The 26,316-nt window shown below is 63.3% G+C and carries 27 protein-coding genes and 3 tRNA genes; 15 read left to right on the forward strand and 15 right to left on the reverse strand.

Features of this window, described 5'->3' with window-relative positions:
• Positions 1-26: 26 nt before the first annotated feature.
• Both RF641_RS08010 and RF641_RS08015 read right to left on the reverse strand, forming a co-directional pair.
• Positions 27-926 carry a VOC family protein gene (locus tag RF641_RS08010; RefSeq protein WP_047119259.1) on the reverse strand — a complete coding sequence of 300 codons (900 nt, stop codon included), beginning with the start codon at positions 924-926 and terminating at the stop codon, positions 27-29.
• A gap of 170 nt (positions 927-1,096) precedes the next feature.
• Positions 1,097-1,978 carry an SDR family NAD(P)-dependent oxidoreductase gene (locus tag RF641_RS08015; RefSeq protein ID WP_424572937.1) on the reverse strand — a complete coding sequence of 294 codons (882 nt, stop codon included), beginning with the start codon at positions 1,976-1,978 and terminating at the stop codon, positions 1,097-1,099.
• A 162-nt stretch (positions 1,979-2,140) separates the two neighbouring features.
• On the opposite strand from RF641_RS08015, the gene RF641_RS08020 reads away from it, so the two are divergent.
• The 9 genes from RF641_RS08020 to RF641_RS08060 all read left to right on the forward strand — a co-directional run bounded on the left by RF641_RS08020 (position 2,141) and on the right by RF641_RS08060 (position 8,953).
• The gene (locus RF641_RS08020; protein WP_047119261.1) at positions 2,141-2,641 is read left to right on the forward strand and encodes an Lrp/AsnC family transcriptional regulator; all 501 of its coding nucleotides are present in this window, start codon (positions 2,141-2,143) and stop codon (positions 2,639-2,641) included.
• Positions 2,642-2,811: 170 nt separating this feature from the next.
• Positions 2,812-3,897, forward strand: coding sequence for a histidinol-phosphate transaminase (hisC, locus tag RF641_RS08025; protein ID WP_424572938.1), 1,086 nt, complete (start codon positions 2,812-2,814; stop codon positions 3,895-3,897).
• Entirely contained in the window at positions 3,894-5,297 is a 1,404-nt protein-coding gene (locus RF641_RS08030) for an amino acid permease (protein WP_424572939.1), read from the forward strand. Before hisC ends, RF641_RS08030 begins: the two co-directional genes overlap by 4 nt.
• A 148-nt stretch (positions 5,298-5,445) precedes the next feature.
• Positions 5,446-5,518, forward strand: a tRNA-Ala gene (locus tag RF641_RS08035).
• Between the two features lie 216 nt (positions 5,519-5,734).
• The gene (locus tag RF641_RS08040) at positions 5,735-6,232 is read left to right on the forward strand and encodes an SRPBCC domain-containing protein (RefSeq protein WP_424572940.1); all 498 of its coding nucleotides are present in this window, start codon (positions 5,735-5,737) and stop codon (positions 6,230-6,232) included.
• 127 nt (positions 6,233-6,359) lie between these two features.
• A tRNA-Ala gene (locus RF641_RS08045) sits at positions 6,360-6,432 on the forward strand.
• Positions 6,433-6,550: 118 nt separating this feature from the next.
• The gene (locus RF641_RS08050; protein ID WP_424572941.1) at positions 6,551-7,627 is read left to right on the forward strand and encodes a magnesium and cobalt transport protein CorA; all 1,077 of its coding nucleotides are present in this window, start codon (positions 6,551-6,553) and stop codon (positions 7,625-7,627) included.
• Complete coding sequence (locus tag RF641_RS08055; RefSeq protein ID WP_047119265.1) at positions 7,627-8,241, forward strand: GyrI-like domain-containing protein; 615 nt, start codon at positions 7,627-7,629, stop codon at positions 8,239-8,241. The genes RF641_RS08050 and RF641_RS08055 overlap by 1 nt, the downstream gene beginning before the upstream one ends.
• Positions 8,242-8,266: 25 nt before the next feature.
• Positions 8,267-8,953: a DNA alkylation repair protein gene (locus RF641_RS08060; protein WP_120989348.1), complete on the forward strand. Its 687-nt coding sequence runs from the start codon at positions 8,267-8,269 to the stop codon at positions 8,951-8,953.
• A 96-nt stretch (positions 8,954-9,049) separates the two neighbouring features.
• Here RF641_RS08060 and RF641_RS08065 read toward each other — a convergent pair whose 3' ends face one another.
• Together RF641_RS08065 and RF641_RS08070 are read right to left on the reverse strand one after the other, a co-directional pair.
• Positions 9,050-9,733, reverse strand: coding sequence for a hypothetical protein (locus RF641_RS08065; protein ID WP_424572942.1), 684 nt, complete (start codon positions 9,731-9,733; stop codon positions 9,050-9,052).
• Entirely contained in the window at positions 9,730-10,251 is a 522-nt protein-coding gene (locus RF641_RS08070) for a hypothetical protein (protein WP_147407181.1), read from the reverse strand. Before RF641_RS08070 ends, RF641_RS08065 begins: the two co-directional genes overlap by 4 nt.
• Before the next feature lie 197 nt (positions 10,252-10,448).
• Between RF641_RS08070 and RF641_RS08075 the strand changes: the two genes are divergently transcribed.
• Positions 10,449-10,781, forward strand: a complete 333-nt coding sequence (locus RF641_RS08075; RefSeq protein ID WP_280524245.1) for a nuclear transport factor 2 family protein — start codon at positions 10,449-10,451, stop codon at positions 10,779-10,781.
• Between the two features lie 14 nt (positions 10,782-10,795).
• On the forward strand, positions 10,796-11,143 hold the full coding sequence (locus tag RF641_RS08080) for a TfoX/Sxy family protein (protein ID WP_424572943.1): 348 nt from the start codon (positions 10,796-10,798) through the stop codon (positions 11,141-11,143).
• Between the two features lie 315 nt (positions 11,144-11,458).
• Here the strand turns inward: RF641_RS08080 and RF641_RS08085 are convergent.
• The 11 genes from RF641_RS08085 to RF641_RS08135 all read right to left on the reverse strand — a co-directional run bounded on the left by RF641_RS08085 (position 11,459) and on the right by RF641_RS08135 (position 22,426).
• A tRNA-Ala gene (locus RF641_RS08085) sits at positions 11,459-11,531 on the reverse strand.
• A gap of 74 nt (positions 11,532-11,605) precedes the next feature.
• Positions 11,606-11,983: a ribosome silencing factor gene (rsfS, locus tag RF641_RS08090; protein ID WP_047119269.1), complete on the reverse strand. Its 378-nt coding sequence runs from the start codon at positions 11,981-11,983 to the stop codon at positions 11,606-11,608.
• Positions 11,984-12,041: 58 nt separating this feature from the next.
• A complete protein-coding gene (locus RF641_RS08095) occupies positions 12,042-13,532 on the reverse strand; it encodes a hypothetical protein (protein ID WP_424572944.1) in 1,491 nt (496 codons plus the stop codon).
• Positions 13,533-13,648: 116 nt separating this feature from the next.
• Positions 13,649-14,254, reverse strand: a complete 606-nt coding sequence (gene nadD, locus RF641_RS08100; protein ID WP_082123911.1) for a nicotinate-nucleotide adenylyltransferase — start codon at positions 14,252-14,254, stop codon at positions 13,649-13,651.
• A gap of 2 nt (positions 14,255-14,256) precedes the next feature.
• Positions 14,257-14,469 (reverse strand): hypothetical protein, encoded by a 213-nt coding sequence (locus RF641_RS08105; RefSeq protein ID WP_047119270.1) that lies wholly within the window; start codon positions 14,467-14,469, stop codon positions 14,257-14,259.
• Between the two features lie 115 nt (positions 14,470-14,584).
• A complete protein-coding gene (locus RF641_RS08110) occupies positions 14,585-15,856 on the reverse strand; it encodes a glutamate-5-semialdehyde dehydrogenase (RefSeq protein ID WP_424572945.1) in 1,272 nt (423 codons plus the stop codon).
• 23 nt (positions 15,857-15,879) lie between these two features.
• Complete coding sequence (proB, locus tag RF641_RS08115; RefSeq protein WP_113606343.1) at positions 15,880-17,016, reverse strand: glutamate 5-kinase; 1,137 nt, start codon at positions 17,014-17,016, stop codon at positions 15,880-15,882.
• Positions 17,013-18,596, reverse strand: a complete 1,584-nt coding sequence (gene obgE, locus RF641_RS08120) for a GTPase ObgE (protein ID WP_424572946.1) — start codon at positions 18,594-18,596, stop codon at positions 17,013-17,015. The genes proB and obgE overlap by 4 nt, the downstream gene beginning before the upstream one ends.
• 125 nt (positions 18,597-18,721) lie before the next feature.
• On the reverse strand, positions 18,722-18,976 hold the full coding sequence (rpmA, locus tag RF641_RS08125; RefSeq protein WP_022875303.1) for a 50S ribosomal protein L27: 255 nt from the start codon (positions 18,974-18,976) through the stop codon (positions 18,722-18,724).
• A gap of 46 nt (positions 18,977-19,022) precedes the next feature.
• Positions 19,023-19,331 carry a 50S ribosomal protein L21 gene (rplU, locus tag RF641_RS08130; RefSeq protein ID WP_047119274.1) on the reverse strand — a complete coding sequence of 103 codons (309 nt, stop codon included), beginning with the start codon at positions 19,329-19,331 and terminating at the stop codon, positions 19,023-19,025.
• Positions 19,332-19,558: 227 nt separating this feature from the next.
• Positions 19,559-22,426, reverse strand: a complete 2,868-nt coding sequence (locus RF641_RS08135; protein ID WP_424573020.1) for an Rne/Rng family ribonuclease — start codon at positions 22,424-22,426, stop codon at positions 19,559-19,561.
• A gap of 609 nt (positions 22,427-23,035) precedes the next feature.
• On the opposite strand from RF641_RS08135, the gene RF641_RS08140 reads away from it, so the two are divergent.
• The 4 genes from RF641_RS08140 (at position 23,036) to RF641_RS08155 (ending at position 26,269) form a co-directional block, all read left to right on the forward strand.
• Complete coding sequence (locus tag RF641_RS08140) at positions 23,036-23,659, forward strand: vitamin K epoxide reductase family protein (RefSeq protein WP_120989342.1); 624 nt, start codon at positions 23,036-23,038, stop codon at positions 23,657-23,659.
• Positions 23,660-23,661: 2 nt separating this feature from the next.
• Positions 23,662-24,063 (forward strand): DUF2809 domain-containing protein, encoded by a 402-nt coding sequence (locus RF641_RS08145; RefSeq protein ID WP_183043096.1) that lies wholly within the window; start codon positions 23,662-23,664, stop codon positions 24,061-24,063.
• A gap of 145 nt (positions 24,064-24,208) precedes the next feature.
• Positions 24,209-24,799: a GNAT family N-acetyltransferase gene (locus RF641_RS08150; protein ID WP_047119278.1), complete on the forward strand. Its 591-nt coding sequence runs from the start codon at positions 24,209-24,211 to the stop codon at positions 24,797-24,799.
• A 186-nt stretch (positions 24,800-24,985) separates the two neighbouring features.
• The gene (locus tag RF641_RS08155) at positions 24,986-26,269 is read left to right on the forward strand and encodes an AI-2E family transporter (RefSeq protein WP_368733667.1); all 1,284 of its coding nucleotides are present in this window, start codon (positions 24,986-24,988) and stop codon (positions 26,267-26,269) included.
• The last annotated feature ends 47 nt before the right edge of the window (positions 26,270-26,316 follow it).

A 26,316-nucleotide genomic window follows, 5' to 3' on the forward strand; every position in this document is an offset into this window, starting at 1 on the left:
CCACCCCACTGTACGCGCCCGATCCCCTAGAACTCGTCGATCACCAGCTTCTTCATGCCCATCATGTGCTCAAAGGCATTTGGCCTGGACATGAGCTCACCCAAGTTGGCGGGAACAATTTGCCAGCTGACCCCGAACTTGTCCGCGAGCCAGCCGCACTGCTCCGCTTCGGGCACCGCGCTCATGGCATCCCACACCCGGTCCAGCTCCTCCTGCCCGTCGCAGGGCCACTCCAGCGAGACGCCGGGAGTGAAGGAGAAGTCCTGTTCGACACCGGAGTCCATGGCGGTCACCCAGTCGTCGTCCAACGCGAAGTCGGAGAACATCACCGATCCGGCGGCCGCCGGCCCGGTGGGCTCGGGATAGGTGACGAACATGCCCTCGCGGGCGCCGAACACTTCCTTGTAGTGGGCCACCGCTTCCGCCGCGCGGTTCTGGGCCGCTCCGCCGAAGAGCAGGCTGGGCATCACGAAGGGACGCGGATCACCCTCTGGGCCGCTCAGGATCAGCTGCCAGGACACGTTGTACTTGTCCTGCACCCAGCCGTAGCGGGGGCTGTAGGGGTATTCGCCCAGCTCCATCAGCACCTGCCCGCCGGCCGACAGCTTGGCCCAAGTGGCGTCCAGGTCGGCCCGGGCCGCGTCGACGCTGCCCTCGTAGTCCGCCGGGTCGAAATTCAGCATCAGCGAGATCGAGGGGTTGGGGGTGAAATCGGGGCCGGCATTGACCAGGGTGATCCGCTGGCCGCGCACGTACACCGCAACCGTCAGGGCTTGGCCTGCCAGCGGCTGCTGGAAGTCCAGCAGGCCCTCGGTGGGGTAGCGCGATTCCACCTCCATGGAGCTCCCGGGCAGGGCATCGGCATAGAAGTTTCCGGCTTCCTCGCCGGTGCCGTTCATCCACAAATTGACTCTGAGCTTCTGCATGACTGGTCCTCACGAATGTGCGCTCTTGCGATGCCGATCTGCCCACCGGCATGCCGGGGTATGGCCAGGTCGCGCGGCCGCGGCGGATGCCGTCCGCGCACCTGATGCTACCTGCTGCGCAGCGCGCGCGGAATACTTCGAGACCGATTCCCAGTTCGGGTTTGCCAGCCCTACACCGCGCTGTTGCCCGGGGCTTGCGCCGACCGGTCAGCAGCCGGGGCCCGTCCGGAAAATTCGTCCATGGAGTGGTAGATGCCCAGCACCTTTTCGGCCAGCAAATCCCAGGCCGCCCGCGGCAGCACCCCGCGCAGCGCCGGCCCCAGCTTGCTGGTCCACGGCAGCAGCACCATGGGGGTGGCACGCAGCATCGCATCCCACGCGCGGTCCGCCACCTGCTGCTTCTGTAGCATCGGGGTGAAGAGCATACGCCGGGCCCCGGCGAACATTCCGGTATCCACGTAGGTCGGGCAGAAGGTGGTCACCGCCAGGTTTCTTCCCGGCTCCCGCTCGAGCTCGAGGCGCAGCGAGTCGCTGAAGCTGGCGGCAGCGGCCTTGGACGCCGCGTACACACTCATGTTCGGGTTCGATACCAGCGCCGCGGCCGAGGCGATGGTCAGGATGCGGCCCGGCCGCCGCACTCCCAGCTGCGGCAGCAGCGCATGGGTCAGGTACATCGGCGCCAGCGCATTGACCGCCATGGCGGAGTGGATCTGCCCGGTGCTGTGCTGGGCGAAGGGCTTGCCGGTCACCACCCCGGCGTTGTTGACCAGGATGTCGATGCCGCCGGCCGCCAGCGCCTGCGCTGCGCCCTCGGCGATCTGCGCGGGGTCGGCCAGGTCCACCACCCGGGTCTCGATGGCGGTCTGCGGGAATGCCGCGCGCAGGGCATCGGCGGCCTGTTCCAGCAGCAGCTCGTTGAGGTCCCAGAGGACCACCCGCGCCGCCTTGTCGACGCAGGCCCGGCGTGCGAACAGCTCCCCCATGCCCTGGGCCGCTCCGGTGACCAGCACCGCCAGTCCGTCGACCGATTCCAAAACCTGCCTGCGCGCCATGATGCACCTTTCCCCGGGGGTCTGAAAAGGCCAGAATATCTTGTGAGATGCCCCATAGCCGCGAGGCTGTCCCGGGACCCCGGGCAGGCGGCGCGCCGCGCTAGCCTTGAATCTGCGGGATCGCTCCGCAGCCTATGCAGCCGAAGACGAAGTGAGGACCGAATGCGCATCGACCAACTGGATGCAGACCTGATTGAGCTGCTCACCGACTCCCCCATGCTGCCGGTCATGGAATGCGCCCGCCGCCTCGGGGTGGCCCGCGGCACCGTCAGCAGCCGGCTGGCGCGGCTCCACGAGGCGGGGGTGATCCGCGGCATCGTGCCGCGCATCGAGCCTGCGGGATTCGGCTACACGCTGGTGGCCTTCTGCTCGGTGGAGATCATCCAGAAGTACGGGCACGATCCGGTGGCCACCGCCTTGGAGGAAGCGATCCCGGAGATCGTGGACATGTACACCGTCACCGGCACCTCGGATCTGCAGCTGCGCGTAGTGGCCAGGACTCCCGAGGACCTGCAGGACATCTTCAACCGGATCAACACCGTGCCCGGGGTTGCCCGCACCTCCTCGTCCTTCGCCCTGCACGAGCATTTCCAGGGACGCACCCTTCCCCTGGTAGAAGCCTGTGCGAAAGCTGGTTCGGGAACTGTGCAGACTGACCAGTAAAATGGGGTGTTGACCAATTTACGCTATGCAGGTTGCATAGCGGTGCGCGCGGCGATTGAAACGGCCTGATCTGCCACTCTAGAGTCGAAGCTTGTGAATCGCGACACGCGAGGATATGAGCGGGGCCACCCGCACCCCCATTTGTGCCCATGGTCTTCAGAGAGGAACCCATGACCCTTCACCAGCGCCCTTCCTTGCAGGCAGTCCCCGCTTACAAGCAGGGAAAGCCCGCCGCCGCTGGAGCCTCGAAGCTCTCGTCCAACGAGTCGCCGCACGAGCCGCTGCCGTCGGTGCTCGACGCCATCCGCGACGGGATCCAGAGCATCCACCGCTACCCGAGCATCGCCGCCCCGCAGGTCACTGCGGAACTGGCCGCGCTGCACAGCGTGGATCCGGCGCACCTGACCCTGGGCGCAGGCTCCGTCGAGGTGGCCGCGCAGCTGATCCATGCGGTCGCCGCCGAGGGCGATGAGGTCATGTACGCATGGCGCTCCTTCGAGGCCTACCCGTCGCTGGTGCGCATCGCCGGGGCAACCCCGGTCGAGGTGCCGCTGGACGCCGACGCCAAGCACGACTTGGATGCCATGCTGGCCGCGGTCACCGAGAAGACCCGTCTGATTTTCATCTGTAACCCGAACAACCCGACCGGCACCGTGGTGGAAGCCGAGGCGCTGGAGCGCTTCATCGCCGCCGTGCCGCGCGATGTGCTGATCGTGATCGACGAGGCCTACGTACACTTCGACCGCTCGGCAGTGCGCGCCGACGGCGTGGAGCTGTTCAAGAAGAACCCAAACGTCGCGGTGCTGCACACCTTTTCCAAGGCCTACGGCCTGGCCGGCCTGCGCATCGGCTACGCCATCAGCCCGCTGGAGGTGGCCGAGAACCTGCGCAAGGTCGCCATCCCGTTCGGCGTCTCGGATCTGGCCCAGCGCGCGGCAGTCGCCTCGCTGCAAGCCGCCGACGAGCTGGCCGTGCGCATCAACGAGGTCGTCGCGCAGCGCGAGCGCATGTACGCGGGCCTGGCCGCCGCCGGCTACCCGGTCGTCGCGTCCGAAGCCAACTTCGTATGGATCGCCGCCGGCGACGCCACCGCTGACATCGAGGCCCGCCTTGAGGCCGGCGGCGTGGTCGCCCGGGCCTTCCCGGGCGAGGGCCTGCGCATCTCCTCCGGTTTCGAGCTGGACGTGGACCGCGTGCTGGCAGCGCTGGGTGCCGATTCCGCCGCCGTGGCCGCAGCCGAAGGTGCCATCGCGTGAGCGCGGCATTGAAGGACCAGTCGCAGCAGCATCTGCATGCGGGGCTGACCCGCCGCCAGATCTCCATGATGGGCCTTGGCGGCGCCATCGGCGCCGGCCTGTTCGTCGGCTCCGGCCAGGCGATCTCCATTGCCGGCCCGGCCGTGCTGGTCTCCTACCTGCTGGCCGGCACCGTCATCATCGTCATCATGGCGATGCTGGCCGAGATGGTCGCCGCCAACCCGTCCTCCGGCGCGTTCAGCACCTTCGCCCACAAGGCGATGGGACGATCGGCCGGCAGCACCCTGGGCTGGCTGTACTGGGTCCAGCTGGTTGTGGTCGTGGCCGCCGAGGCCACCGGCGCCGCGGCCATCGTCGCCGGATGGTTCCCCAGCGTCCCGCAGTGGGGCTGGGTCCTGCTCTTCGTGATCGCCCTGTCCGGCGCGAACCTGCTGGGCGTGCGCAACTACGGGCGCTTCGAATACTGGTTCGCGGTCATCAAGGTCGCGGCGATCATCGCCTTCCTGGTGCTCGGCGCTCTGGTGCTCAGCTACATCATCCCGACCGATCAGCCGGTGGGCCTGGGCAATCTGGCCGCGCACGGCGGTTTCGCCCCGGGCGGCATGGCAGGCATCGCCGCCGCAGTGCTGATCGTGATCTTCTCCTTCGGCGGCACCGAAGTGGTTGCCATCGCCGCGGCCGAGTCCAACGACCCGGCTGACAACATCAAGCGCGTGGTGCGCTCGGTGATGGCTCGAATCCTGGTCTTCTACCTGGGCTCCATCCTGGTCATCGTCGCCGTGGTGCCGTGGAATGATCCGGCCATCGTGACCGGGCCGTTCGCCGCGGTGCTCAGCGTGCTGAACGTCCCGGGTGTCGAGGTCGTCATGAACGCCGTAGTGGTCATCGCGCTGCTCTCGGCCATGAACGCCAACATCTACGGCTCCTCGCGCATGCTGTATTCGCTGGGCAAGCGCAAGCTGGCCCCGGTGGCAGTAACCCACGTGACCGGCAAGGGCGTTCCCGCCAAGGCCGTGATCAGCTCCGTTGCCTTCTCCTTCCTGGCCGTTGGCCTGAACTGGATCTGGCCGGAGAAGGTCATGCCGATCCTGCTGAACGTGGTCGGCTCCACGATCATCGTGATCTGGTCATTCATCGCTGTCACGCAGTACATCCTGCGCCGCCGCGCCGACCGGAACGGCGAGCACCTGCCGGTGCGCCTGTGGGGATTCCCGTACCTGTCCATCGCGACCATGGTGGTCTTGGCAGGCATCATCGGTGTCTCCATGACCGATGCGGCAGCCCGCACCCAGCTACTGCTGACCGCGGGACTGACCGCAGTGATCTGGATCGTTTCCAAGATCGCGCTGCGCAACGTACCTGAAGTGATCGACGTAGAGCACGTCGACGAGGTCGCCTAGGTCCCATGGCCAATGGCTCCGATCCGCACTGCGGGTCGGAGCCATTGTCGCTTTCAAGGTGGTTTTCACTTGGCGCGATGCCCGATTTCGCGTTCCCGGAATTGTGTTCTATGATTATCAAGTTGCCTCATCAGGTAGCAATCCTCACGGGGGTATGGCGCAGTTGGTAGCGCGTCTGCATGGCATGCAGAAGGTCAGGGGTTCGAATCCCCTTACCTCCACGAAAATTAATCTCAGGATGCACCAGCATCCTGAGATTTTTCTTTACCCGGATTCAAAAACCTACCGCAACGGCAGATTCATTCAAGCTGCAGACATTTCGAGCTCGACTCGTTACCCTTGGCTCTACAGCTCTCACCGAGGTTCCGAGTTCAGCGCGAACAAGCACGGAGAGAACCCATATGGCTCGCAGCAGCGATCATCACCGAGGAGCCGGCATGAGAACACCGAAACCCACCGGGCGCGTGGAGAAAAATGCGAACGGAATCGACCTTGCCCTGACACGAATGCTTCCTGTTGGACTTCAGGAGGCATGGGCGGCACTCACCGAGCCCGAAAGCACAGCTCGATGGATCGGACGGTGGGAAGGAACCGGGGCCCAGGGGCAGACCATCAAGCTTCAGATGGGCTTCGAACAAGGCAGTTCCTGGTCAGACGTCGTCATCGCCGAATGCCGGGCCCCGAATTTCCTGCGGGTCCAGACCATCGATGAATCCGGCTCATGGGATCTGTCCATCGAGTTGACCGCAGCAGCCCACGCGACCGAGCTGCGTTTTGTGCACCATGGACTCCTGCCAGGAGCAGTCGGGGACATTGGACCGGGCTGGGAGTACTACCTCGACCAGTTGCTCGCTTCAATCACGGGTGGGCCGCTTCCCGTCTGGGATGACTACTACCCCGCCCAACGGGATTACTTCCAAGGCCAGGAACGCTGAGTGATTCCATCGACGCCCTGGGTGCCGTAGTCGGCTTCGCATTTGCGGCTGGCGGGCTCAGGAACCTGAATCATGGGCGCGCCCGGTTTTGCGTTGAAAGCCCATCGGAGTAGTGTTTACCCAGTAGGGGGCTATAGCTCAGTTGGTAGAGTGCTTCGTTCGCAATGAAGAGGTCAGGGGTTCGATTCCCCTTAGCTCCACGGATTCCCAGCCGGGTTCATGAATCATGAGCCCGGCTGTTTTCGTATCATGCGCTTCCACAATCAAACGTCGGCAGGTTCGATAGAGAACCGAGCAAAGAGAGTGGGGTCTCGTCCCTTGGCAGGTAGTCTCCCCCGCTGGTCGCCGAAGCACCGCACGCCAAGCCGCGTACCGGCCATCTTCCGTTTCATCCAAGATGGAGCGATCGTTGAAGCTCCCAAGGATGCCGATATCGCGTCGGTGCTGGAATTCTCCCAGCCGGAGGCAAATCGGGTTGGCCTGGGAATCTACCCGGCCCCCGCTCGCGAAGACATCCACGAGTTGGCTCGGGCTTGGCAGCTGCACCCAGTTTTAGTTGACGACCTGCTCCATGCCGGGCAGCGTCCAAAGCTCGAACGCTACGGGGACGTGACTTTGCTGGTCGTCCGATCTGCGTTGTACCTTGACGAGGCCGAAGAAGTCGAGCTTTCGGAATTCCATGTGCTGCTTCGACCCGGCGCGCTGGCGATCCTGTGCCAGGATAACCGCTGGATTGATGGGACCCCGGGGCGCGACTGGGCCGAGGACATAGGCGGCAGCCAGGCGGTTCTGGACAAGCAGCTTCTGGCAAACCAGGCGTTGTTGAAGTTGGGGGCCGAAGCGATTCTCTACCGGCTGTTGGACGAAATTGTCGACGGTTACGTCCCTGCCCTGCAGGGACTCGGCATCGACAAGGAGCAAATCGAGCTGCAGGTATTCGGCGGCGATGCCACGGTCACCGAGCGCATCTACCGGCTCAGCCAGGAAGTCATCGACATGCAGCATGCGACCTCCTCTCTCAGCGAGGTCGTCCGTTCGCTGGCTTCCGGCTTCGAGAAGTACAACGTGCCCGGCGAACTGCAGACCTACCTCCAGGATGTCTCGGACCACCTGACCCGCGCCCACACCCAAACGCAGGAGTACCGGGACGCGCTGTCCCAGATCCTCAACGTGAACTCCACGCTGGTGGCCCAGCGCCAGAACGAGGACATGAAGAAGATCTCCGGTTGGGCGGCAATCTTGTTCGCTCCGACGCTCATTGCCGCCATCTACGGCATGAACTTCGACAACATGCCGGAGTTGCATTGGGCGCTGGGGTACCCCGTGGCGATCGGGGGCATGGTGCTGTTTGCCGCCGGGCTTTATGGTGTCTTCAAATGGAGAAAGTGGTTCTGATGGACAAGATCGATTTCAAGAAGACCGATTCCTATCATGCGCCCAAGACGTTCCAGTCCATCGATGTGCCGCAGATGCAGTATCTCATGATTGATGGACATGGTGACCCGAACACCGCACAGGCTTACCAGGACGCACTGAAGACCCTCTACCCGGTGGCCTACAAACTAAAGTTCGCCAGCAAGCTGGCGGGTCGGGACTATGTGATGCCGCCATTGGAAGGTCTCTGGTGGGCCGAGCAGATGGAATCGTTCACGGTGGCGCGGGACAAGTCCCAGTGGGACTGGACGATGATGCTGATGGTTCCCGAATGGCTTGGCCCGGATGACGTCGCGCAGGCGTTGGACACCGCACAGTCCTCGGGCGAACTTCCCGCCGGAGACAAGATCCGGCTTGGATGCCTTTCCGAAGGCAGTTGTGTCCAGGTGCTGCACATCGGCTCCTATGACGATGAAGCACCCGTATTGGCTCGAATGCATGAATTCATCAATGAGCAAGGCATGGACCTGAGCGGGAAGCATCACGAGATCTACCTCTCCGACCCTCGTCGAGTTCAACCAGAGAAGCTTCGTACCATACTTCGCCAGCCGGTGGTCCTGGCCTCGCGCAAATAACCCAAGGAAACTCAAGGAGCAAGTCATGAGCACTGTCCTGACGCCGCAGAGCACGGTGGCCGAGGTTCAAACGGCTCTCGCCGAGTTGGACGACCCGCGCATGCGTGCAGTCAATGAAAAGCATGGTGATGACCTCGGCGTGAATCTCACCAAGCTTCGCGGCCTGGCGAAAGCCCTGAAAAGCAATCAGGAATTGGCGGAGCAGCTCTGGGCAACCCGTGAGACGGCCACCCGACTGGTCGCCATCCTGATCTGCAAGCCGCGCGTATTCACCCTTGATGATTTGGAGCGATGGCTCCGTGAAGCCAGGACTCCGAAGGTCCAAGGCTGGTTCGTGAATTACGTGGTGAAGAAAAGCAAGCATCTGGAAGACCTCCGTAGGATGCTCGTTGAGGACGCGGACCCAATTGTTGCCAGTGCCGGCTGGGAATTGACCGCGCATCAGGTCGTCAAGGCACCGGAGAATCTGGAGCTTACGAATTTGCTGGACACTGTCGAAGCCGAAATGAAGACAGCACCCGAACGCTTGCAGTGGGCGATGAACAACACCTTGGCCCAAATCGGTATCGAACATGAGCCATTGCGGTCGCGCGCCCTGCAAATCGGCGAGGATCTGCAGGTCCTGGCCGATTATCCAACACCTCCGGGATGCACCTCGCCTTTCGCACCCATCTGGATCACTGAGATGGTCAGCCGCAAATCTGCCTCGTAGGACTAGTCTCCGAAACGGCGCTGCGCGCCCGGGAATTCACGACCGCAGCCCCCAGGCGCGGAAGGCTGAACGGGTTACCGACCGGCCGGTGGAATTCTACGCCAAGCGGCCACGATGGAGTGTGGTTGACGCAAGCCAGAAAATTGTCTGGGCGGCCACTACGGTCACGGCGCCCATCGCAACGGTTCCGATGGTCCAGGCGCCCCACACCGTACCGAGTCGTATCAATCCAACGGTCGCCGTTGCCACGACAACGGCGGCCAACAGAATGAGTCGCTTAGCGGTTTCCAAGTTCTCCGCACCATGCTTCCACCCTGCAAACAGCTCTGTGGCCTGTACCAGCGCAACACCGATGCCCGAACCAGTTGCGAACGCAATGACGCCAGGGTCCGGCGCGGCAGTTTGAATCGAGACAATCACTACTGCTGCAATAACCAAGATCGCAACAGCATCGATAACGGATGCGATTACCCGCCACCTCCCTGCTCCCTCGTTGAGTTGGCGCTTGCGCGGGATGTAATCCCACGCTCGAGCAATAAACCAACGGCTTGAGAGCAAGCCGATGGCCAGGGATCCAGCGGGTGCGACTAGGGCCGCAAACAGATCGTTCGTGGCGACCCATACGACTGCCCCAATGGCGACAAGCACCGGTACTGAATTCAATCGTGCAAACCACCATCCACGCAAGTAAAGTGCGCGTGCCTCCGCCACGTCGAGGGGATGCAAGAACTTTTTCTTCGAGAAATCTGGCAGATCTACAGCTTCGTTCATCTCATTCATTTCGAGCTCCACGGCGTGGTTTTTATGAAGTCGGTGCCTACACTGCCTTTGGCGAGTTCGTAGACTTTCTGCCTGGCCACACCCAGAGAGCTGGCCACGGTGACTGCGCTGTATTCCTCCAGCAACGCTTCAATGCTGGCTGCACGTATGCCCGCCGCGCGAGCGACTAGATGTGAAGCAAGTGCGCTAACTTCCGCAGCGATAAGAGCGACTACGCGGTCTCCCCCAAATTCAGCGGCCCACGAAACCCGTCCGGAAGCAGCGGCCGCGTAGAGTCGATCCCCGGCATCCTGGAGATGGGACTCAACACTTCCTGGGGTGACACCGGCCGCGCGAAATCGCTCAATTACAGCTTCCAGGACAGCAACTGGTTCGCGCTGGCGATGTGCGAGCACACGTAACCATTCCGGATCAGCACGAACATCGAAACTGTCCAGAGATATGTCACCCCCGGGATTACACTTCATGTATTGAATGATCAACTCCGTCAGCTGCGCTGTCAATAGGTGTTGGCCCACGGATCTTCCAGCAATGCCAAAGTCTCTCGTGGCAAACGGCTGGACAGGAAATGTTGTTGACATGATTCACGCAAGTCGGTGTCGAAGTCGATTTCAGAGAATATTATTGGGAGCCACTGCATCACGGAAACATTGCATCCGCATCCACACTTTCGAGCAGGGAGCGTCTCATGAAGTAGGACAGCGCCTACAACATCGTGCTGGACTACCACCGTGCGTGGACCAGCGGCAATGTGGATTTGGCGATGAGCTACGTCTCCGATGACATCACCTGCCGATCCCCCGGGGCGGATTTCCAGGGCAAAGACGCCTACAGGAGCTTTATCGCCGGTTTTGCTCCGACGCTCGTCGGCATTGGGGAGATCGCGGAGTTCGTCGACGGGGACCGCGTGGCGCTGTTCTATTACCCCCAGACTGCTGCGACTTCCACAGCACCCGCAGCAGAATTATTCACCATCACTGACGGCAAAATTGTAGAGAACATTCTGATCTTCGATCGGCTCTCCTACGGTCCTCCCAAGCGGATTTAGCCGAGGTAGACGAGATGACGCCCGAGCAGACTGTGATCGTCCAGCGCATCCGTAGCCTGCTGGCCGACGAACCGGAACTTCGCGAAGTATCGATGTTTGGAGGCAGGTCAATCATGGTGAATGGCAAGATGGTCGTGAGCGTTCGAAAAGGCGGGACCCTGCTTGTACGCGTCAATACCGATCAGCTCGAAGAGTATCTGGAACGGCCGGAGGCAACAAAAGCACTCATGGGATCTGGTCGCGAAATGGCGCCGGGGTGGATCGAAATCGCAGCGGACGCATTGAGCGAAGGTGGTCCACTGTCTTTCTGGGTCGGTGCCGCGATGGACTACAACCGATTCGTGGCGCGCGGAAAACCCTGAATCAGATCGATGTGACCCGCAACCGCGAGTTCCGGAACTGCCACAACCACATCGACAAGGACGGGAAAGTGACCCTGAGACACGACGGGAAACTGCGCCACCTGGGGGTCCGCAATATCCACGGACGCAAGAAAGTGGTGATGCTGATCGACACCGAAGAAGTCACCGTGCTGGACCCGCAGACCTCGGAAATCCTCAGCCGGCACCTGATCGACCCGGCCCGGAACTACTGGCCGGATAAGCAGAAATCCCCCGGCCGATGGCCGGGGGATTCTGATCAAATTTTGTCAAGGTTCTCTCGACTCTTCACATTTGTGGAGGTAAGGGGATTCGAACCCCTGACCTTCTGCATGCCATGCAGACGCGCTACCAACTGCGCCATACCCCCGTGAGGATCGCTACCTGATCATGCAACTCATCTATCATAAATGAATGTCTGAACAGGATGCAAATCCATCTCGACTAGTTCTTTTTGCCGTCGGCAGCAGGCAGCTCGATCACCGGGCAATCGGACCACAAGCGCTCCAGCGCGTAGAAGACCCGGTCTTCCTGGTGCTGTACGTGAACTACCACGTCTCCGTAGTCGAGCAGCACCCAGCGGCCGAGGCCGAAGCCTTCACGGCGAACGGGGCGCAGGTCGAACTTCTCGATCACCTTGGCCTGGATCTCGTCCACAATGGCATTGACCTGAGGCTCGGAACCGCCGGAGACGATCAGGAAGGCATCGGTGATGCCCAAACGTTCGGCCACGTCGAGTGCGACCATATCCTCGGCAAGTTTTTCTGCGGCGGCCAGTGCCGCGGTATGCACGAGGGCAATTGAGTCTGCGTGTGCGCCCATGAAGTTGGGTGTCTCCTTTAGGAAGGGGTGGATCAAGGACTTAATTGTCCTATAAAAACTAGTTGGTCAACAACATGATCAGGCCGGCCACTAGGGCCGCGCCGCCAACGCCCAAGGCCACGATCATGGCGATAAGCATGTTATTGGCACGGCGTACACCGTGAGTCTGCACGTCAAGCGGCTGTAGACCTTGGGCATCAACTGCCTCGATACGAGGTAGTTCGACGACCTTGTTTTCGGACGCTGATGCCGGCGCGGGCTTGGCCGCGACAGGGGCCTTGGCAACCGGTGTCGGCTTCGCGGACGGACCCGGCTTTGGAGCCGGTTTCGCAGCAGGCTTTTGCTCTGGCTTTGCAGCTGGTTTGGCTGCCGCCGGTTTCGGTGCAGGTTTGGCAGGAGCTTTCGCTGCAGGCTTCGGCGCAGGCTTGGCGGCGGGCTTCACGGGAGGCTTGGAAGCGATCTTTCCCTGGGCATCCAACGACAGCGAGACGCTTTCGGTTTTCGGCCCGGAGATACCAGTTTTGGCGATCCGCTCTTCGACTTCGCGAATGTTGCCCATCGCGCCAGTGAATGGGTCGGAAGCAACTTCTTCCTTGCCCTGCTTGGAATTTTCCACGCGCAGGCGCTCACGCTCGGCAGCACGGCGCGAAATAATTGCGGCACGCGCAGCCATTTCGCGCTGATGGGCCAGAACTTCAAGATCGATTTCGGAGTCGTCTTCGCCCAGCAGGATTGGTTCGACCGGAGATTTCGGGTCGTGTGCACGTCGTGCGGCCAACGCGTCCTCGACGCTCATGACAGTTGTATCAGGCGCGCCCTCCGCTCCTGGCTGCTTTGCAGGCTTGGCAGCCTGGACAGGTTTGGCCGTAGCGGCTCCCTTGTTCTGGTCGGCCAATGCCTGCAAGCGCAGCTGCCGGCGGGTCAGCGGCTTCGGATCATCGGCAGGCTCCACGGTTGGGACATGGCTTGTCAGCGAGCCGACTTCTTCCTGAAGGCGGCGGCGCTCACGCAAGGCTTCGCGGTCACGGGCGCGACGCAATGAGGCGCGCTCCCCCAATGCTTCAGGCTTCTGCGCTGCGGGAGTAGATGCAGCTGCCTTGGAAGCGGCAGTCTCGCTCTCTTCGGGCTTGGACTGCGCCGGCTTGTCCGGTGCGCTCTTGACCGGTGCTGATTTGGCTTCAGCGGGCTTAGGTGCCGCAGGCTTGGAGGCTGCCGTCTTGGCCGGCTGGGGTTTGGGCGCAGATTTGGCGGCCGGGGTTTTCTCGGCAGGCTTCGCGGGAGCCTTCGGGGTACCGGAATTGGCTGCCGGTTTCTTGGCAGCAGTTGCCGGCTTGGCGGCAGGCTTGGATTCCGTTGTCTTGGCAGGCGCAGGCTTGGAATCAGCAGGCTTCGATGCAGATGGTACGGGTTTAGCCGGAGCAGAAGAGCTCTTGGAATCGGTCTTGGCGGATTCAGCCTTGGCCTTCTTGTCCGCCTGTTCCTTGGCGGCCTGTTCAGCCTTGCTATTGGCGAGCAGCGCCTCCATTTCGGCGCGTCGCTTTTCACGCAATGCCCGCCTACTGGAAACTGGCTGCGAGTTATCGCTCATCTGGTGCTACTCCCGACCGCATAGACAAATACCGTCACCTTAATCGATTATGCCGTGTATTACGGCTCAATGTGAGGTTACGACTCGGTATAGAGCCCATATTTTGCAATGTACTGCACCACACCATCGGGTACCAGGTACCAGACGGGCTTGTCCTCGGCGACGCGTTCGCGGCAGTCGGTGGAGGAAATCGCCAGTGCAGGAATCTCCAGCTGGGAGACGTTGTCCCGGCCCAAATCGGAAATCACGTACCCCGGACGGCTAACGCCTACAAAATGCGCGAGGTCCCAGACCTGGTCGATGTCCCGCCAGCTCATGATCTGGCTCATGGCGTCGGCACCGGTGATGAAGAACAGCTCGGCGTCGGGGCGCTGGGCGCGCAGGTCGAGCAGCGTATCACGGGTGTAGGTGGCGCCCTCGCGGTCGATATCCACGCGGCTGACGGTGAAGCGCGGGTTCGACGCCGTGGCGATGACGGTCATCAGGTACCGGTGCTCGGCATCGGTGACGCTGCGGTCGGCCTTCTGCCAAGGTTCGCCCGTAGGCACGAAAACCACTTCGTCCAGGTCGTATTCCGCGGCGACCTCGCTCGCGGCAACCAGGTGGCCGTTGTGAATGGGGTCAAAAGTACCGCCCATCACGCCGAGGCGCAATGGGCGGTTCTTGACTTGTTCGTCCGCCAAGATCAGTGGTGCTCAGCGTGGGTCTTGAACTGACGGTGCTCGTCGAAATCGTCAGGCTTGATTTCGTGGCGCAGGCCTACGTTGGTGTACGAAACAGTGACCAGCAGCAACAGCATAAATGCCAGGAAGATGCCGCCGCCAATGATCAGGGCCCAGGTATGCGAATCCAACCCAGTGGTGCTTGCGGCTGCGGAAGCCATAATCAGCGCGTTCAAGATATTTCTCCAGTTGTTTTCCTCGTTGCCTGCCGCGTCGGGGGCTAGCCCGGGCAGTGGCCCGAAAGGTCACGGTAACGTTCTTCTACATGGTACCGAATTAGGCGGTCAGAAACTATTTACGGACATGTCCGTCGCCTTGGACGATCCACTTGGTCGTGGTCAGTTCGGCCAGTCCCATGGGTCCCCGGGCGTGCATCTTCTGGGTGGAGATGCCAACTTCGGCGCCCAGGCCAAGCTGGCCGCCATCGGTGAAGCGGGTCGATGCGTTGACGATGACCGCGGCGGAGTCGATTTCAGCGATGAAGCGCTCTGAATTGCGCAGCGAGGAGGTGATGATCGCCTCGGTGTGGCCGGTGGAGTAGGCGCGGATGTGCTCCAGCGCCTGGTCCATGTCGTCCACCACCTTCACCGCGATGTCAAGGTCGAGGTACTCGTTGGCCCAGTCGTCCTCCCCCGCCTGCACCGTGGCAATCTCCGGCACCAGCTGGGCGGCGCGTTCCTCGGCGTGCAGGGTGACCCCGGCGGCCGCCAAGGCCTGCAGCACGCCGGCGGCGGCCGCGGCATTCTGGTGGATCAACAGGGTTTCCACGGTATTGCAGACGCTCGGACGCTGGGTCTTGGCATTGAGCAGGATGTCGGTGGCCATTTCCAGGTCGGCGCTCTCATCCAGGTAGATGTGAACGTTGCCCTCGCCGGTTTCGATGACCGGCACCTTGGCGGTGGTGACCACCCGCTGGATCAGCTCGCGCCCGCCGCGCGGGATGAGCACGTCGATCTTGCCACGGGCCCCCATCATGGCGTCGGCGCCTTCGCGGCCGTATTCGTCCACGGAGATGACCAGGTCGCGGGGCAGCGACACGGATTCCAGGGCGTCGCGGATGAAGCCGACCAGCGCCAGGTTGGAGTTCAGGGCCGCCGAGCCGCCGCGCAGCAAGACCGCGTTGCCGCTCTTCAACGACAAACCGGCGATGTCCACGGTGACGTTGGGACGGGCTTCGTAGATGGTGCCGATGACTCCCATGGGCACGTTGACCTGGCGCATGCGCAGGCCGTTGGGCAGGGTTTCACCGCGCACGACGCGGCCGACCGGATCGGGCAGGCCGGCCAGTTCGTGCAAGGCGGAGATCAGCGAATCGATGCGCGGAGCATCCAGCTTCAGGCGGTCCAGCATCGCCGCCGAGGTCCCGTTGGCCTTGCCGGCCTGAAGGTCCTTGGCATTCGCGGCGATGATCCCTGCGCGGTTGGCGTCGATGGACGCCGCAATGGCGCGCAGGGCTTTGTCCTTCCAGTCGCGGTTGGCGCGGGCCAGCACGCGCGAGGCGCGGCGGGCCCGGTCGGCCAGCTTGTGGACGGCTGCATCGGTCTCGGAAACGGTGAGGGTCATGCACCCATTGTAGGTTCCGAAACCTAGATCAGCGCCAAGTCATCGACATGTACTACCGGTTTTTCGTAACCTTCGCCGAGGTCGGCCAGCAGCGTGGAGGTGGAGCGGCCGAACATTGCCGGCAGTTCCAGCGCGGCGTAGTTCACCAGGCCGCGGGCCACCACGGTTCCTGAGGCGTCGCAGATCTCCACCGCGTCCCCGGCTTCGAAGTCCCCGGTAGCCGAGGTGATGCCTGCGGCGAGCAGCGACTTCTCGCCGCTGCGGATGGCGCGCACCGCGCCGGCGTCCAGCATCAGCCGGCCGTGGGCCACCGCGAGGTGGGCCAGCCAGACGTCGCGGGCCGAGCGGCGGGTGTTGCGCGCGGCGAACCAGGTTCCCACGTCCTCGCCGGCCAGCGCGCGGGCGGCGTTGGCGGTGGAGGTGACCAGGGCCGGGATGCCGGCCGAAGCGCTGAGCGTGGCGGCCTGCACCTTGGTGATCATGCCTCCGGTGCCCACCGAGGAACCCGAGGTGCCCAGGTCGATGGCGCTGATCTCGTCCGGGTGGCCGACCAGCGGAATGCGGCTGCCGCCCTGGGCGGGATGCGCATCGTAGACGGAGTCCACGTCGGAGAACAGCAGCAGCGCATCGGCCTTGACCAGGTGGGCCACCAGCGAGGCCAGGCGGTCGTTGTCGCCGAAGCGGATCTCGTGGGTGGCGACCGTGTCGTTCTCGTTGACGATCGGCAGCACCCCGAGGTTCAGCAGCCGCACCAGCGCGCGCAGCGCATTGGTGTAGGTGGTGCGGCGCATCAGGTCATCGGCCGTGAGCAGCACCTGGGCGACGGTGATCCCCTGCTGCGCGAACTGCGCGGTGTACTGCGCCAGCAGCAGGCCCTGCCCCACCGAGGCGGCCGCCTGCTGGGTGGCCAGGTCCTTGGGGCGCTTGGCCAGCGCCAGCGGAGCCAGGCCGGCGGCGATGGCGCCCGAGGACACCAGCACCACCTCGGTGCCCGCGGCCACCGTGCGCGAGAGCGTATCCACCAGGAAGTCGAGCCGCTCCTGGGAGATGCCGCCTTCCACGGTGGTTAGCGAGCTGGAGCCCACCTTGACGACCAGGCGCTTGGCCTGGGGCAGCTGGGCGCGGGAGGACACCGCGGAGAGGGTCTTGGTGGTGTTCACTGGTCTTCCTGGGCGCGCTGCTTGGCCTTGCGCTCAGCGGCCTTCGCATGCACGGACTCGGTCCAGATGCCTGCGCGGCGCTCTGCCTCCAGCTCGTCGCGGGCAGCGGCCTTGGCCGCCTTGCGGTCCTCGTGCTCAGCGCGCTTCTCCTCGCGGGTCTTGCGGGCGCCGCGGTCCTCCAGGCGCACGTCCTCGCCGCGGCGGCTGCCCAGCAGCTCCGCGCCGGCGGCCATGGTCGGCTCCCAGTCGAAGACCACGGAGTTCTCCTCCACGCCGATGACCACCGCGTCGCCCGGCTTGGCGCCGGCCTTGAACAGCTGGGTCTCCACGCCGAGCTTGGCCAAGCGGTCGGCCAGGTAGCCGACGGCCTCGTCGTTGCGGAAGTCGGTCTGCATGATCCAGCGCTCCGGCTTCTCGCCGATGACGCGCCACAATGGTTCGAGGTTCTGCTCTTCGCGGCGGATGTAGAATTCCCGCTTGTTGACCGAGCGCGGGCGGATCACCGGCACCTCGACCACAGGGGTTTCCACGACACGCGAGGCGCGGGCCTCCTCCACCAGCTTGGCCATCGCGAAGGACAAATCGGGCAGGCCGTCGCGGGCCAGCGCGGAGATCTCGAAGACCTGGTAGCCGCGGCTCTCCAGCTCCGGGCGCACGAAGTCGGCCATGTCCTTGCCGTCCGGCATGTCGACCTTGTTCAGGGCCACCAGCTTGGGGCGCTCGACCAGCGGGACGATGGTGCCGTCGGTGCCGGTGAAGGTGGAGTCGGCCTCGTAGTTGGCCAGCTCGGCTTCGATGGTCTCCAGATCGGTGATCGGGTCGCGGTCGGATTCCAGCGAGGCGCAGTCCAGCACGTGCACGATGGCCGCGCAGCGCTCGACGTGGCGCAGGAACTCGTGGCCCAGGCCCTTGCCCTCGGAGGCGCCAGGGATCAGGCCCGGCACGTCGGCCACGGTGAAGCGGACCTCGCCGGCCTGCACGACGCCCAGGTTCGGCACCAGGGTGGTGAACGGGTAGTCGGCGATCTTAGGGCGCGCGGCGGAAACCGCGGCGATCAGCGAGGACTTGCCGGCCGAAGGGTAGCCCACCAGCGCGATGTCGGCCACGGACTTGAGCTCCATGACGACGTCCTGCTCCTGGCCGGGAATACCCAGCAGCGCGAAGCCCGGGGCCTTGCGCTTGTCGGAGGCGATCGCGGCGTTGCCCAGCCCGCCTTGGCCGCCGGCGGCGGCGAGGAATTCATCGCCCACGTTGACCAGGTCGGCGAGGATGTCGCCGTCGCGGGTCTTGATGACGGTGCCTGCAGGCACACCCAGGATCAGGTCCTGGCCCTGCTTGCCCGGGCGCAGGCCGCCCTTGCCCGGCTCGCCGTTGCCGGCCTTGCGGTGCGGCAGGTGGTGGAAGTCAAGCAGCGTGGTGACCTGCGGGTCGACACGCAGGATGATGTCGCCGCCGTTGCCGCCGTTGCCGCCGTCGGGGCCGCCCAGCGGCTTGAACTTCTCACGCTTGATGGACACACAACCGTGACCACCGTTGCCTGCGGTGGCATGAAGGGTAACGCGATCAACGAATGCAGCCACGGGGCCATCTACTCCTAGAAAAGGGGTGCGAACTTTTGCTCGCTTAAAAGTCTATCTACGCACGCAAGGGGCGGACCGGAATCGGCCCACCCCTTGTGTACTAAAAATGCTGTTGCGTGCCTGAGTTAGGCAGCAGCCACAATGTTCACCACGCGGCGACCACGACGGGTGCCGAACTCGACTGCACCGGCAGCCAGAGCGAACAGGGTGTCGTCCTTGCCGCGGCCTACGCCGGCGCCTGGGTGGAAGTGGGTGCCACGCTGGCGAACGATGATTTCGCCTGCCTTGACTTCCTGACCACCGAAGCGCTTTACGCCCAGGTACTGTGCGTTGGAATCGCGACCGTTGCGAGTGGAACTCGCACCTTTCTTATGTGCCATGATTTAGCCTCTTTCGCTACAAAAAATGGATAGTACGAGCGCCTAATTAGGCGATCGAGGTGACCTTGACCTTGGTCAGAGCAGCACGGAAACCCTGGCGCTTCTTGTAACCGGTCTTGTTCTTGTACTTCTGGATAACGATCTTCTGACCGCGGAGGTTTTCAACGACCTCGGCGGTGACCTTGACCTTAGCCAGGTCGGCAGCGGCGGAAGTTACCTTCTCGCCGTCCACCAGCAGCAAGGCAGGAAGCTCAATGGAGCTACCTGGGGCAGCCTGAAGACGGTCAACGGTGATCAGGTCTCCAACGGAAACCTTTTCCTGGTGGCCGCCTGCGCGGACAATTGCGTACACCACGTGGGTACTCACTTCTACTCGACGTTTATTGTCTTACCGGCGCAGAAATCAACCCGCAAACCTTGTTCAGGTCCGTTACGCAGGGATCTCATGCGCTTGTGCCTTGACGCCGAGCGGACCAAAAGTCCGTGATCTTGGCGTTTAGCACCGATCAACTAGATTACGCTAGTCCACGCCACTGGGGCAAATACAAACTGCCCCAGTGGGTGAACCGTGACCAAGTTCATCTATTTCAGTTCGCGGACCGGAACTCCGACACCGAACATGACCGGAGCACCGGCCGGTTCGGCAGGCTTTTCAGCCCGTGAACTGGCGGTATCCATCTGGACTACCGAACCGGTAGCAGCGGATACCTCGACCACTTCCACCGCCGCGTTCGCATTGCCCTGGACCGAGGTGGCCCGACGGCTGCGTCGCTTTGGTTTGGTGGAACTCTGTGGGGCCGCCGAAGCGGCGGCGGCAGGCGCAGCAGGTGCTGCGGTCTGCTCGGTAACGGGGGCCTGGGAAGCCGGCAGGGCCAGGCCGGTCAGGACCGGCTGCTCCCCCGAGGAGGCCTCCTGCGGACGCGAGGCGCGGCGCGAACGGCTGCGGGCAGGCTTCGAGGAAACCTGTTCTGCTGCGTTCTCCGGCTCGGCGGCAGCCTGCTGCTCTTCGGTCTGGGACTCGGCCCCCTGCTGCTCGTCCTGGCCGCGGTTGCGGCCGCGGGAACGGGAGCGGCGCCGTGGCTTGCGCCCGGAGTCGGACTGCTCGCCCTGTCCTTCGCCTTCCGGCAGCGCTGCTTCCAGCGATTCCAGGGTGAGGGACGAGTCGGCGGAGCCGGTCTCGACGTGCTTCGGCATCGGTACCTCGTCGTCGCCGATCTTCACGGCGTGCTCGGCCGGGTGATCCAGGTGCGAGGCCGCGGCGATGTTGGCCAGGGCATGGCGCGTGGCTTCGGTCTTCTCCTCGACGACCTCGGTGTGCTCCTGCTCTACCGGCTTGCTCTCGTCCTTGTCCCCGCCGCGGCGGCGGCGGTTGCGCGAAGGCTTCTCGGCGTACTTCTTCGAATGGCTCTCGCCATGCGAGTTGAAGGACTTGCGGGATTCAACAGGCTCCTCGTGGGTGATGACACCCGCGCCGGCGCAGTGCTCGCACTCCTCGCCGAAGACTTCCAGCAGGCCGGTGCCCATGCGCTTGCGCGTCATCTGCACCAGGCCCAGGCTGGTCACCTCGGCCACCTGGTGCTTGGTGCGGTCGCGGCCCAGGCACTCGACCAGTCGGCGCAGCACCAGGTCGCGGTTCGATTCAAGGACCATGTCGATGAAGTCGATGACGATGATGCCGCCGATGTCGCGCAGGCGCAGCTGGCGCACGACTTCCTCGGCCGCTTCCAGGTTGTTCTTGGTGACGGTCTCTTCGAGGTTGCCGCCCGAACCGGTGAACTTGCCGGTGTTCACGTCGATCACCGTCATGGCTTCGGTGCGGTCGATGACCAGAGAACCGCCCGAAGGCAGGAAGACCTTGCGGTCCAGCGCCTTGGCGATCTGCTCGTCCACGCGGTAGTTGGCGAAGATGTCCTCGTCCTGCTCCCACTTTTCCAGGCGGCCCATCAGATCCGGCGCCACGTACATGACGTAGGCCTCGATGGTGTCCCAGGCCTGCTCGCCGGAGACGATCAGCTTGGTGAAGTCCTCGTTGAAGACGTCGCGGACGACCTTGATGGTCAGATCAGGCTCGGAGTACAGCAGCTCAGGGGCCAGGGTCTTGGTCGAGGTCGACTGCTCCTCGATGCCTTCCCACTGGGCACGCAGGCGGTTGATGTCATTGGTCAGCTCCTCTTCCGAGGCGCCTTCCGCTGCGGTGCGCACGATCACGCCGGCGTTCTCCGGCAGGTGGTCCTTCAGGATCTTCTTCAGACGCTGGCGCTCGACGTCGGGCAGCTTGCGGGAGATGCCGGTCATGGAGCCGCCCGGCACGTACACCAGGTAGCGGCCCGGCAGGGAGACCTGGCTGGTCAGGCGGGCGCCCTTGTGGCCCACCGGGTCCTTGGTGACCTGCACCAGGACCGAGTCGCCGGCCTTCAGGGCGTTCTCGATGCGGCGCGGCTGGCCTTCGAGGCCTGCCACGTCCCAGTTGACCTCGCCGGCGTACAGCACGGCGTTGCGCCCGCGTCCGATGTCCACGAAGGCGGCCTCCATGGACGGCAGCACGTTCTGCACCTTGCCCAGGTAGACGTTGCCGATCAGCGAATCCTGCTGGGTCTTGGACACGAAGTGCTCGGCAAGCACGCCGTCTTCCAGCACGCCGATCTGGATGCGGTCCTCGCGCTGGCGCACAATCATCTTGCGCTCAACCGACTCGCGGCGCGCCAGGAACTCGGCCTCGGTGATCACCTGGCGGCGGCGGCCGGTCTCGCGGGATTCGCGGCGGCGCTGGCGCTTGGCTTCCAGGCGGGTGGAACCGCGCACCGAGGCGACCTTGTTGTTCACGCTGGCGTGGCTTTCGATGCCGGCGCGCGGGGCGCGGACACGGGTGACGGTGTTCGGCGGATCGTCCTGCGAGCCGCCTTCGAGTTCCAGGTCCACGTCTCCGCGGCGGCGGCGACGACGGCGGCGCGAGGTGACGTCTTCGCCGTCGGACTGCTCCTCGGCTTCAGGGCGCGGCGTGGTGCGGGTCTTCTTCGCGACGGCCTGGGCCAGCACCGAGTGGGCCGATTCTGGGATCGCGAACGGGTTCATGATCATGGTGTTGCCGTGCTCGGCCAGCAACGCGCCGGTGCGGTCTTCGGGCTCGGCGTGCGCCTCGGCCTCGATGGCTGCTTGGGCGATGGCCTCGACGGTTTCCAGCGAAGCTGCCGGTGCGGCCGCCTCGACGGTTTCGGCGGCCGAATCCTGCGGCTGCTCGGAAGCGGCGGCCTCGGCTGCCTGCTGCTTGGCAGCCTGCTCGTTCACTGCCTCGTCGGCGGCTGCGCTGCGCGCGCTCTGGGCGCGGCGGTCAGCCTGGCGGCTGGCGCGCTTGCTGGAGTCAGGGGTGGACACCTGGGTGCGGCGGGTGGCCCGCCAGCGGTACTGGGTATCCTCGACGCCGGCAGCGGCGTTCAGCTCTGCCAAGGTCATGGCACGGCGCAAAGGACGGGCCGGAGTGGTGGACACCTGGGTGCGGCGGGCGCGCGTCGAACGATTGCCTCGCTTGTTTCCCTGCGCCCCACCCTTTCGCTGATTTGATGCGCTCATTTAATTTCGCGTACTCCTACTAATGTCCAACGTCGGCATCCTCCACAGACGGCGCCTTGGCTGAATCTACAATCATGACGTGCGGCTCGGCCTTCTTCTATGAGTCGGCCGGACGCAAAAGCTCTATATATTCCGCAGCTATCCACGCCGCGGGTCCGGTTTACCGATCCCGACGCAGCAACTGCGGCTCAACGCGGCCCTTTCAAACCAGCTGCTTTCCTTTGCAGCCCTTCGATCCGCGGTATTCCCTCGGGAGGCGCACATATTGGGCACTCAACCGAAGCGATGCATCGCCTGACGATCTGTCGTTTCGAAAGTCTCTCGTTGGGTTGAAAGCAGACTGTGGATCCGCGAACAACCATTCCCATTCTCTCATATTTCGTTCACATCGCGTTCACGGGCACATATCCGTTGCACAGAAAATCTTTCTAGGATGAGAACGCACACGGCGGAGACATCCGCTTTCCTAGGAACATATGGAATAGTCAAAGCATGGTTTCATCACTTGAAAATCAACAGGCCCCGGGCGTGTTGCCCTGGTGGGCGAGGGATCGCGGGTTCGGCCTGTTCACCATCATCACCGGCTTCATCGCTTGGGTCGCGGCCGGAATCCTGGTTCTGGAGCGGATCGAACTCTACAAGAATCCCGACTACGTCACCAGCTGCGACGTCAATCCATGGATTTCCTGCGGCACGGTCATGAAGACCGAGCAGGCCGGCATCTTCGGGTTCCCCAACCCGTTCTTCGGCATCGTCTGCTTCGCCGTCGTGGTGACCATCGGCTTCACGCTGCTGGCCGGGGCCACCAAGCTGCAGCGCTGGTTCTGGATCTGCTTCCAGCTGGGCATCACCGCGGCGTTGGGCCTGGTCATCTGGTTCTGGTACCAGGCACTGTACGAAATCAACGCCCTGTGCCTCTACTGCATGGTCGTGTGGACCATGGTCATCCCGCTCTTTGTCTTCACCACCGGACGCAACGTGCTCAACGGCGTGATCCCCGCCGGCGACGGAGTCAAGAAGCTGTTCCGCGAATGGAGCTGGATCATCACCGCCATCCTGTGGCTGCTGGTCGCTGCGACCGTCATCCTGCGTTTCCCCAACGCCTTCTTCGGATAAGCATGGGCAGTGTTTCCGCACGCCGACTGACCTTGGGGATCATCGCCATCGCGATGGTCCCCGTTGGTTTAAGCGCAAGATACCTGGCCGACGGGCTGGCCGCAGACCTCTCCGGCGGGGTGCTGTACGCAGCATTGTTCTACGTGTTGCTCGCCTTCATCTTCGTCAGGCGTTCCCCGTGGCTACCAGCCTCCCTGGCATTCCTGTGGTGCTTCGGGATCGAATTCCTGCAGCTCACCGGCCTGCCAGCGCTGATGGCTTCCATGCTCCCGGCAGCCCATCTGGTGTTCGGCTCCGGATTCGCTGCGCTGGATCTCGCGGCCTATGCGCTGGGGATCCTGCTGTCCGCAGCGCTGGATTTCTGGCTGGGCAAACACTCGAAGTCCGCGCCCAAGCCCCGGTGAGCGACTCCGGCGTGTCCAGCGCATCCCACCGAAGCAATTCTTTAGCTTAACTCCTAGCCAAACCAGCTTTTCCGTTGCGTATACGTTGATCCAGCCGCAGCTCGTTTCCAGGAACGTGAAATACGCAACAGGGTAGATTGGATGCATGGCCAGTGACATATGGAACACAGAGAACGCCCAGGACTACGGAATCAATCTGCTGATTTCGGAGCACATCCGACTGCGCGAACTGCAGGACGATGACCTGCCAATCCTTACCCAGTGGTGGAATAGCCCGGAGTTCATGGCGCTGCAGGGCTCCCTGGTGCTCCCGCATCCGGGAACCGAAGCCGCCGAGCTCTTCAAGGGCCGCAGCCTGAACCGGGGCACCACCGACGGGGTGGGCTTGTGCATCACGCTGCCCGACGACACCCTGATCGGCCACACGGCGCTGTACAACTACAACGCCCCGGCCCGCTCGGCCGAGCTGATGATCATGATCGGCGGCTCCAACGTGGGCCAGGGCTACGGCACCATGGCAACCAAGATGATTATCGATTTCGGTTTCCGCGAAATGGGGCTTAACCGCATCGGACTGAGCGTCTGGGCCTACAATGAGCGTGCGCTGCGCACCTTCAACCGGGCAGGATTCCGCGAAGAAGGACGCGAACGCCAGGCTGGCTTCCATGATGGCCAGTTCCACGATCGGATCATCATGGGACTGCTGGCCAGCGAATACTTCGGACCGCGTTCCTAGCCCCGATCATCCACCCAGAGCACGAGCAAGTCATCACTGAGCTGGCAAAAGATCATCCTCACGGTGTTGATCAACCAGCTATTCATTTCGCTAGCCTATTGTTGGAGCTATCACAAACGGCATAGAGGAGCGAGTATGAGTTTGTTTCGCAGGGCGAAACCCTCGACGAAGGAGAGGGCGCCAAAAGTGAAGGCCGACGCGGCGTTAGGCTTAAGCGCCGAGCAGCCGCCGGAATTCACCGTCAGCGGGCTGTGGACCGACCTGCTTGGACGCATGGGAATCCGCAGCGCGCAGATCCTGGTTGTCGGCGCGTTGGCCGGGTTCATCATCGTCGGCATGCTCAGGCTCACCACGATCGTCATCCCGACATTGCTGGCTATCATCATCGCCTGCGCGTTGTGGCCACTGGTTGTCAAGCTGCGCAAGGTCTTCAACGCCTTGCTTTCGGCGTGGATCGTTTTCCTCGGTTCCCTGCTCGTGCTCGGCGGCATCGGCACGGGGTTGGTGTTCTCCGTCACCAACGAATGGTCGACGCTCGTCGACAAGGCGGTCCAGGGCTTCAACCAGCTCAACGAGATTGTCCAGAAAATGCTGGTCGACATTCCGTTCACCATCGACCAGGAGCAGATCGACAAGGCAGTCCAAACCGTCACCGGATTCCTGACCAGTTCCCAGTTCGGCACCGGGGCGCTGAATACGATCAGTGCCGCCGGCAGCTTCATCACCGGGCTAATCCTGCTGCTGGTCATCCTGTTCTTCTTCTTGAAGGACGGCGACCGCATTTGGGCCTTCGCGGTCTCCTGGACCCCGAAGCACTACCGCAACAAGTGGATCCTGTCCGGCGACCGCGCGCTGCACACCTTCGGCGGCTACATCCGCGGCACCTCGATCGTGGCGGCAGTCGACTCGATCGGCATCACCGCCACCTTGCTGGTCCTGCAGGTTCCGCTGGCCATCCCGCTGGGTGTCATCGTCTTCCTGGGTTCCTTCGTGCCGATGGTCGGCGCGACGGTAGCAGGCGTGCTGGCCACCCTTGTCGCCCTCGTCACCAACGGGCCGGTGGTTGCCCTGATCGTGCTGGCCGCGGTCATCATCGTGAACCAGCTGGAAGGCAACTTCCTGCAGCCGGTCGTCATGGCCAACGCCCTGAGCCTGCATGCGCTGGTCGTCTTAATGGCGCTGACCGCCGGCACCGTGCTGGCCGGCATCATCGGAGCGGTACTCGCCGTGCCCCTGACGGCCGCTGCATGGGCCGTGATCAAGGTCTGGACAGGACGCGAGAAGAAGGATCCAGCGGTCGAGGCGAAACAGGACATCCTCGCGGAGGTCGCGCTCGATGAGGAGGAATCCGCACTCGAACGCCTCGACGCCAAGGAGAAGGCCGCCAAGGAGCGGGCGCCTCAGGACAAGGCGGAAGCAGCCAAGCCTGCTCATCCGGCCTCCGACGAGGTGAAGGACACCGCCGAGTAGTTCAATACCGCGCACTGCCCGCTATGTACGTCCAAGGGGTCGAGCTT

Source organism: Arthrobacter sp. 'calajunan' (genome assembly GCF_046940185.1).
In the GTDB taxonomy this organism is placed as follows: domain Bacteria; phylum Actinomycetota; class Actinomycetes; order Actinomycetales; family Micrococcaceae; genus Glutamicibacter; species Glutamicibacter soli.

What these genes read in the sequence shown, in the direction of transcription:
- RF641_RS08080 (WP_424572943.1), top strand. Translation starts at nt 10,796, where the DNA reads ATGACGCCCGAGCAGACTGTGATCGTCCAGCGCATCCGTAGCCTGCTG.
- RF641_RS08040 (WP_424572940.1), top strand. Translation starts at nt 5,735, where the DNA reads ATGAGAACACCGAAACCCACCGGGCGCGTGGAGAAAAATGCGAACGGA.
- RF641_RS08110 (WP_424572945.1), bottom strand. Translation starts at nt 15,856, where the DNA reads ATGACCCTCACCGTTTCCGAGACCGATGCAGCCGTCCACAAGCTGGCC.
- rsfS (WP_047119269.1), bottom strand. Translation starts at nt 11,983, where the DNA reads ATGGGCGCACACGCAGACTCAATTGCCCTCGTGCATACCGCGGCACTG.
- RF641_RS08065 (WP_424572942.1), bottom strand. Translation starts at nt 9,733, where the DNA reads ATGAATGAGATGAACGAAGCTGTAGATCTGCCAGATTTCTCGAAGAAA.
- RF641_RS08010 (WP_047119259.1), bottom strand. Translation starts at nt 926, where the DNA reads ATGCAGAAGCTCAGAGTCAATTTGTGGATGAACGGCACCGGCGAGGAA.
- RF641_RS08015 (WP_424572937.1), bottom strand. Translation starts at nt 1,978, where the DNA reads ATGGCGCGCAGGCAGGTTTTGGAATCGGTCGACGGACTGGCGGTGCTG.
- RF641_RS08135 (WP_424573020.1), bottom strand. Translation starts at nt 22,426, where the DNA reads ATGACCTTGGCAGAGCTGAACGCCGCTGCCGGCGTCGAGGATACCCAG.
- RF641_RS08145 (WP_183043096.1), top strand. Translation starts at nt 23,662, where the DNA reads ATGGGCAGTGTTTCCGCACGCCGACTGACCTTGGGGATCATCGCCATC.
- hisC (WP_424572938.1), top strand. Translation starts at nt 2,812, where the DNA reads ATGACCCTTCACCAGCGCCCTTCCTTGCAGGCAGTCCCCGCTTACAAG.
- RF641_RS08055 (WP_047119265.1), top strand. Translation starts at nt 7,627, where the DNA reads ATGGACAAGATCGATTTCAAGAAGACCGATTCCTATCATGCGCCCAAG.
- rpmA (WP_022875303.1), bottom strand. Translation starts at nt 18,976, where the DNA reads ATGGCACATAAGAAAGGTGCGAGTTCCACTCGCAACGGTCGCGATTCC.
- RF641_RS08060 (WP_120989348.1), top strand. Translation starts at nt 8,267, where the DNA reads ATGAGCACTGTCCTGACGCCGCAGAGCACGGTGGCCGAGGTTCAAACG.
- RF641_RS08140 (WP_120989342.1), top strand. Translation starts at nt 23,036, where the DNA reads ATGGTTTCATCACTTGAAAATCAACAGGCCCCGGGCGTGTTGCCCTGG.
- RF641_RS08150 (WP_047119278.1), top strand. Translation starts at nt 24,209, where the DNA reads ATGGCCAGTGACATATGGAACACAGAGAACGCCCAGGACTACGGAATC.
- RF641_RS08020 (WP_047119261.1), top strand. Translation starts at nt 2,141, where the DNA reads ATGCGCATCGACCAACTGGATGCAGACCTGATTGAGCTGCTCACCGAC.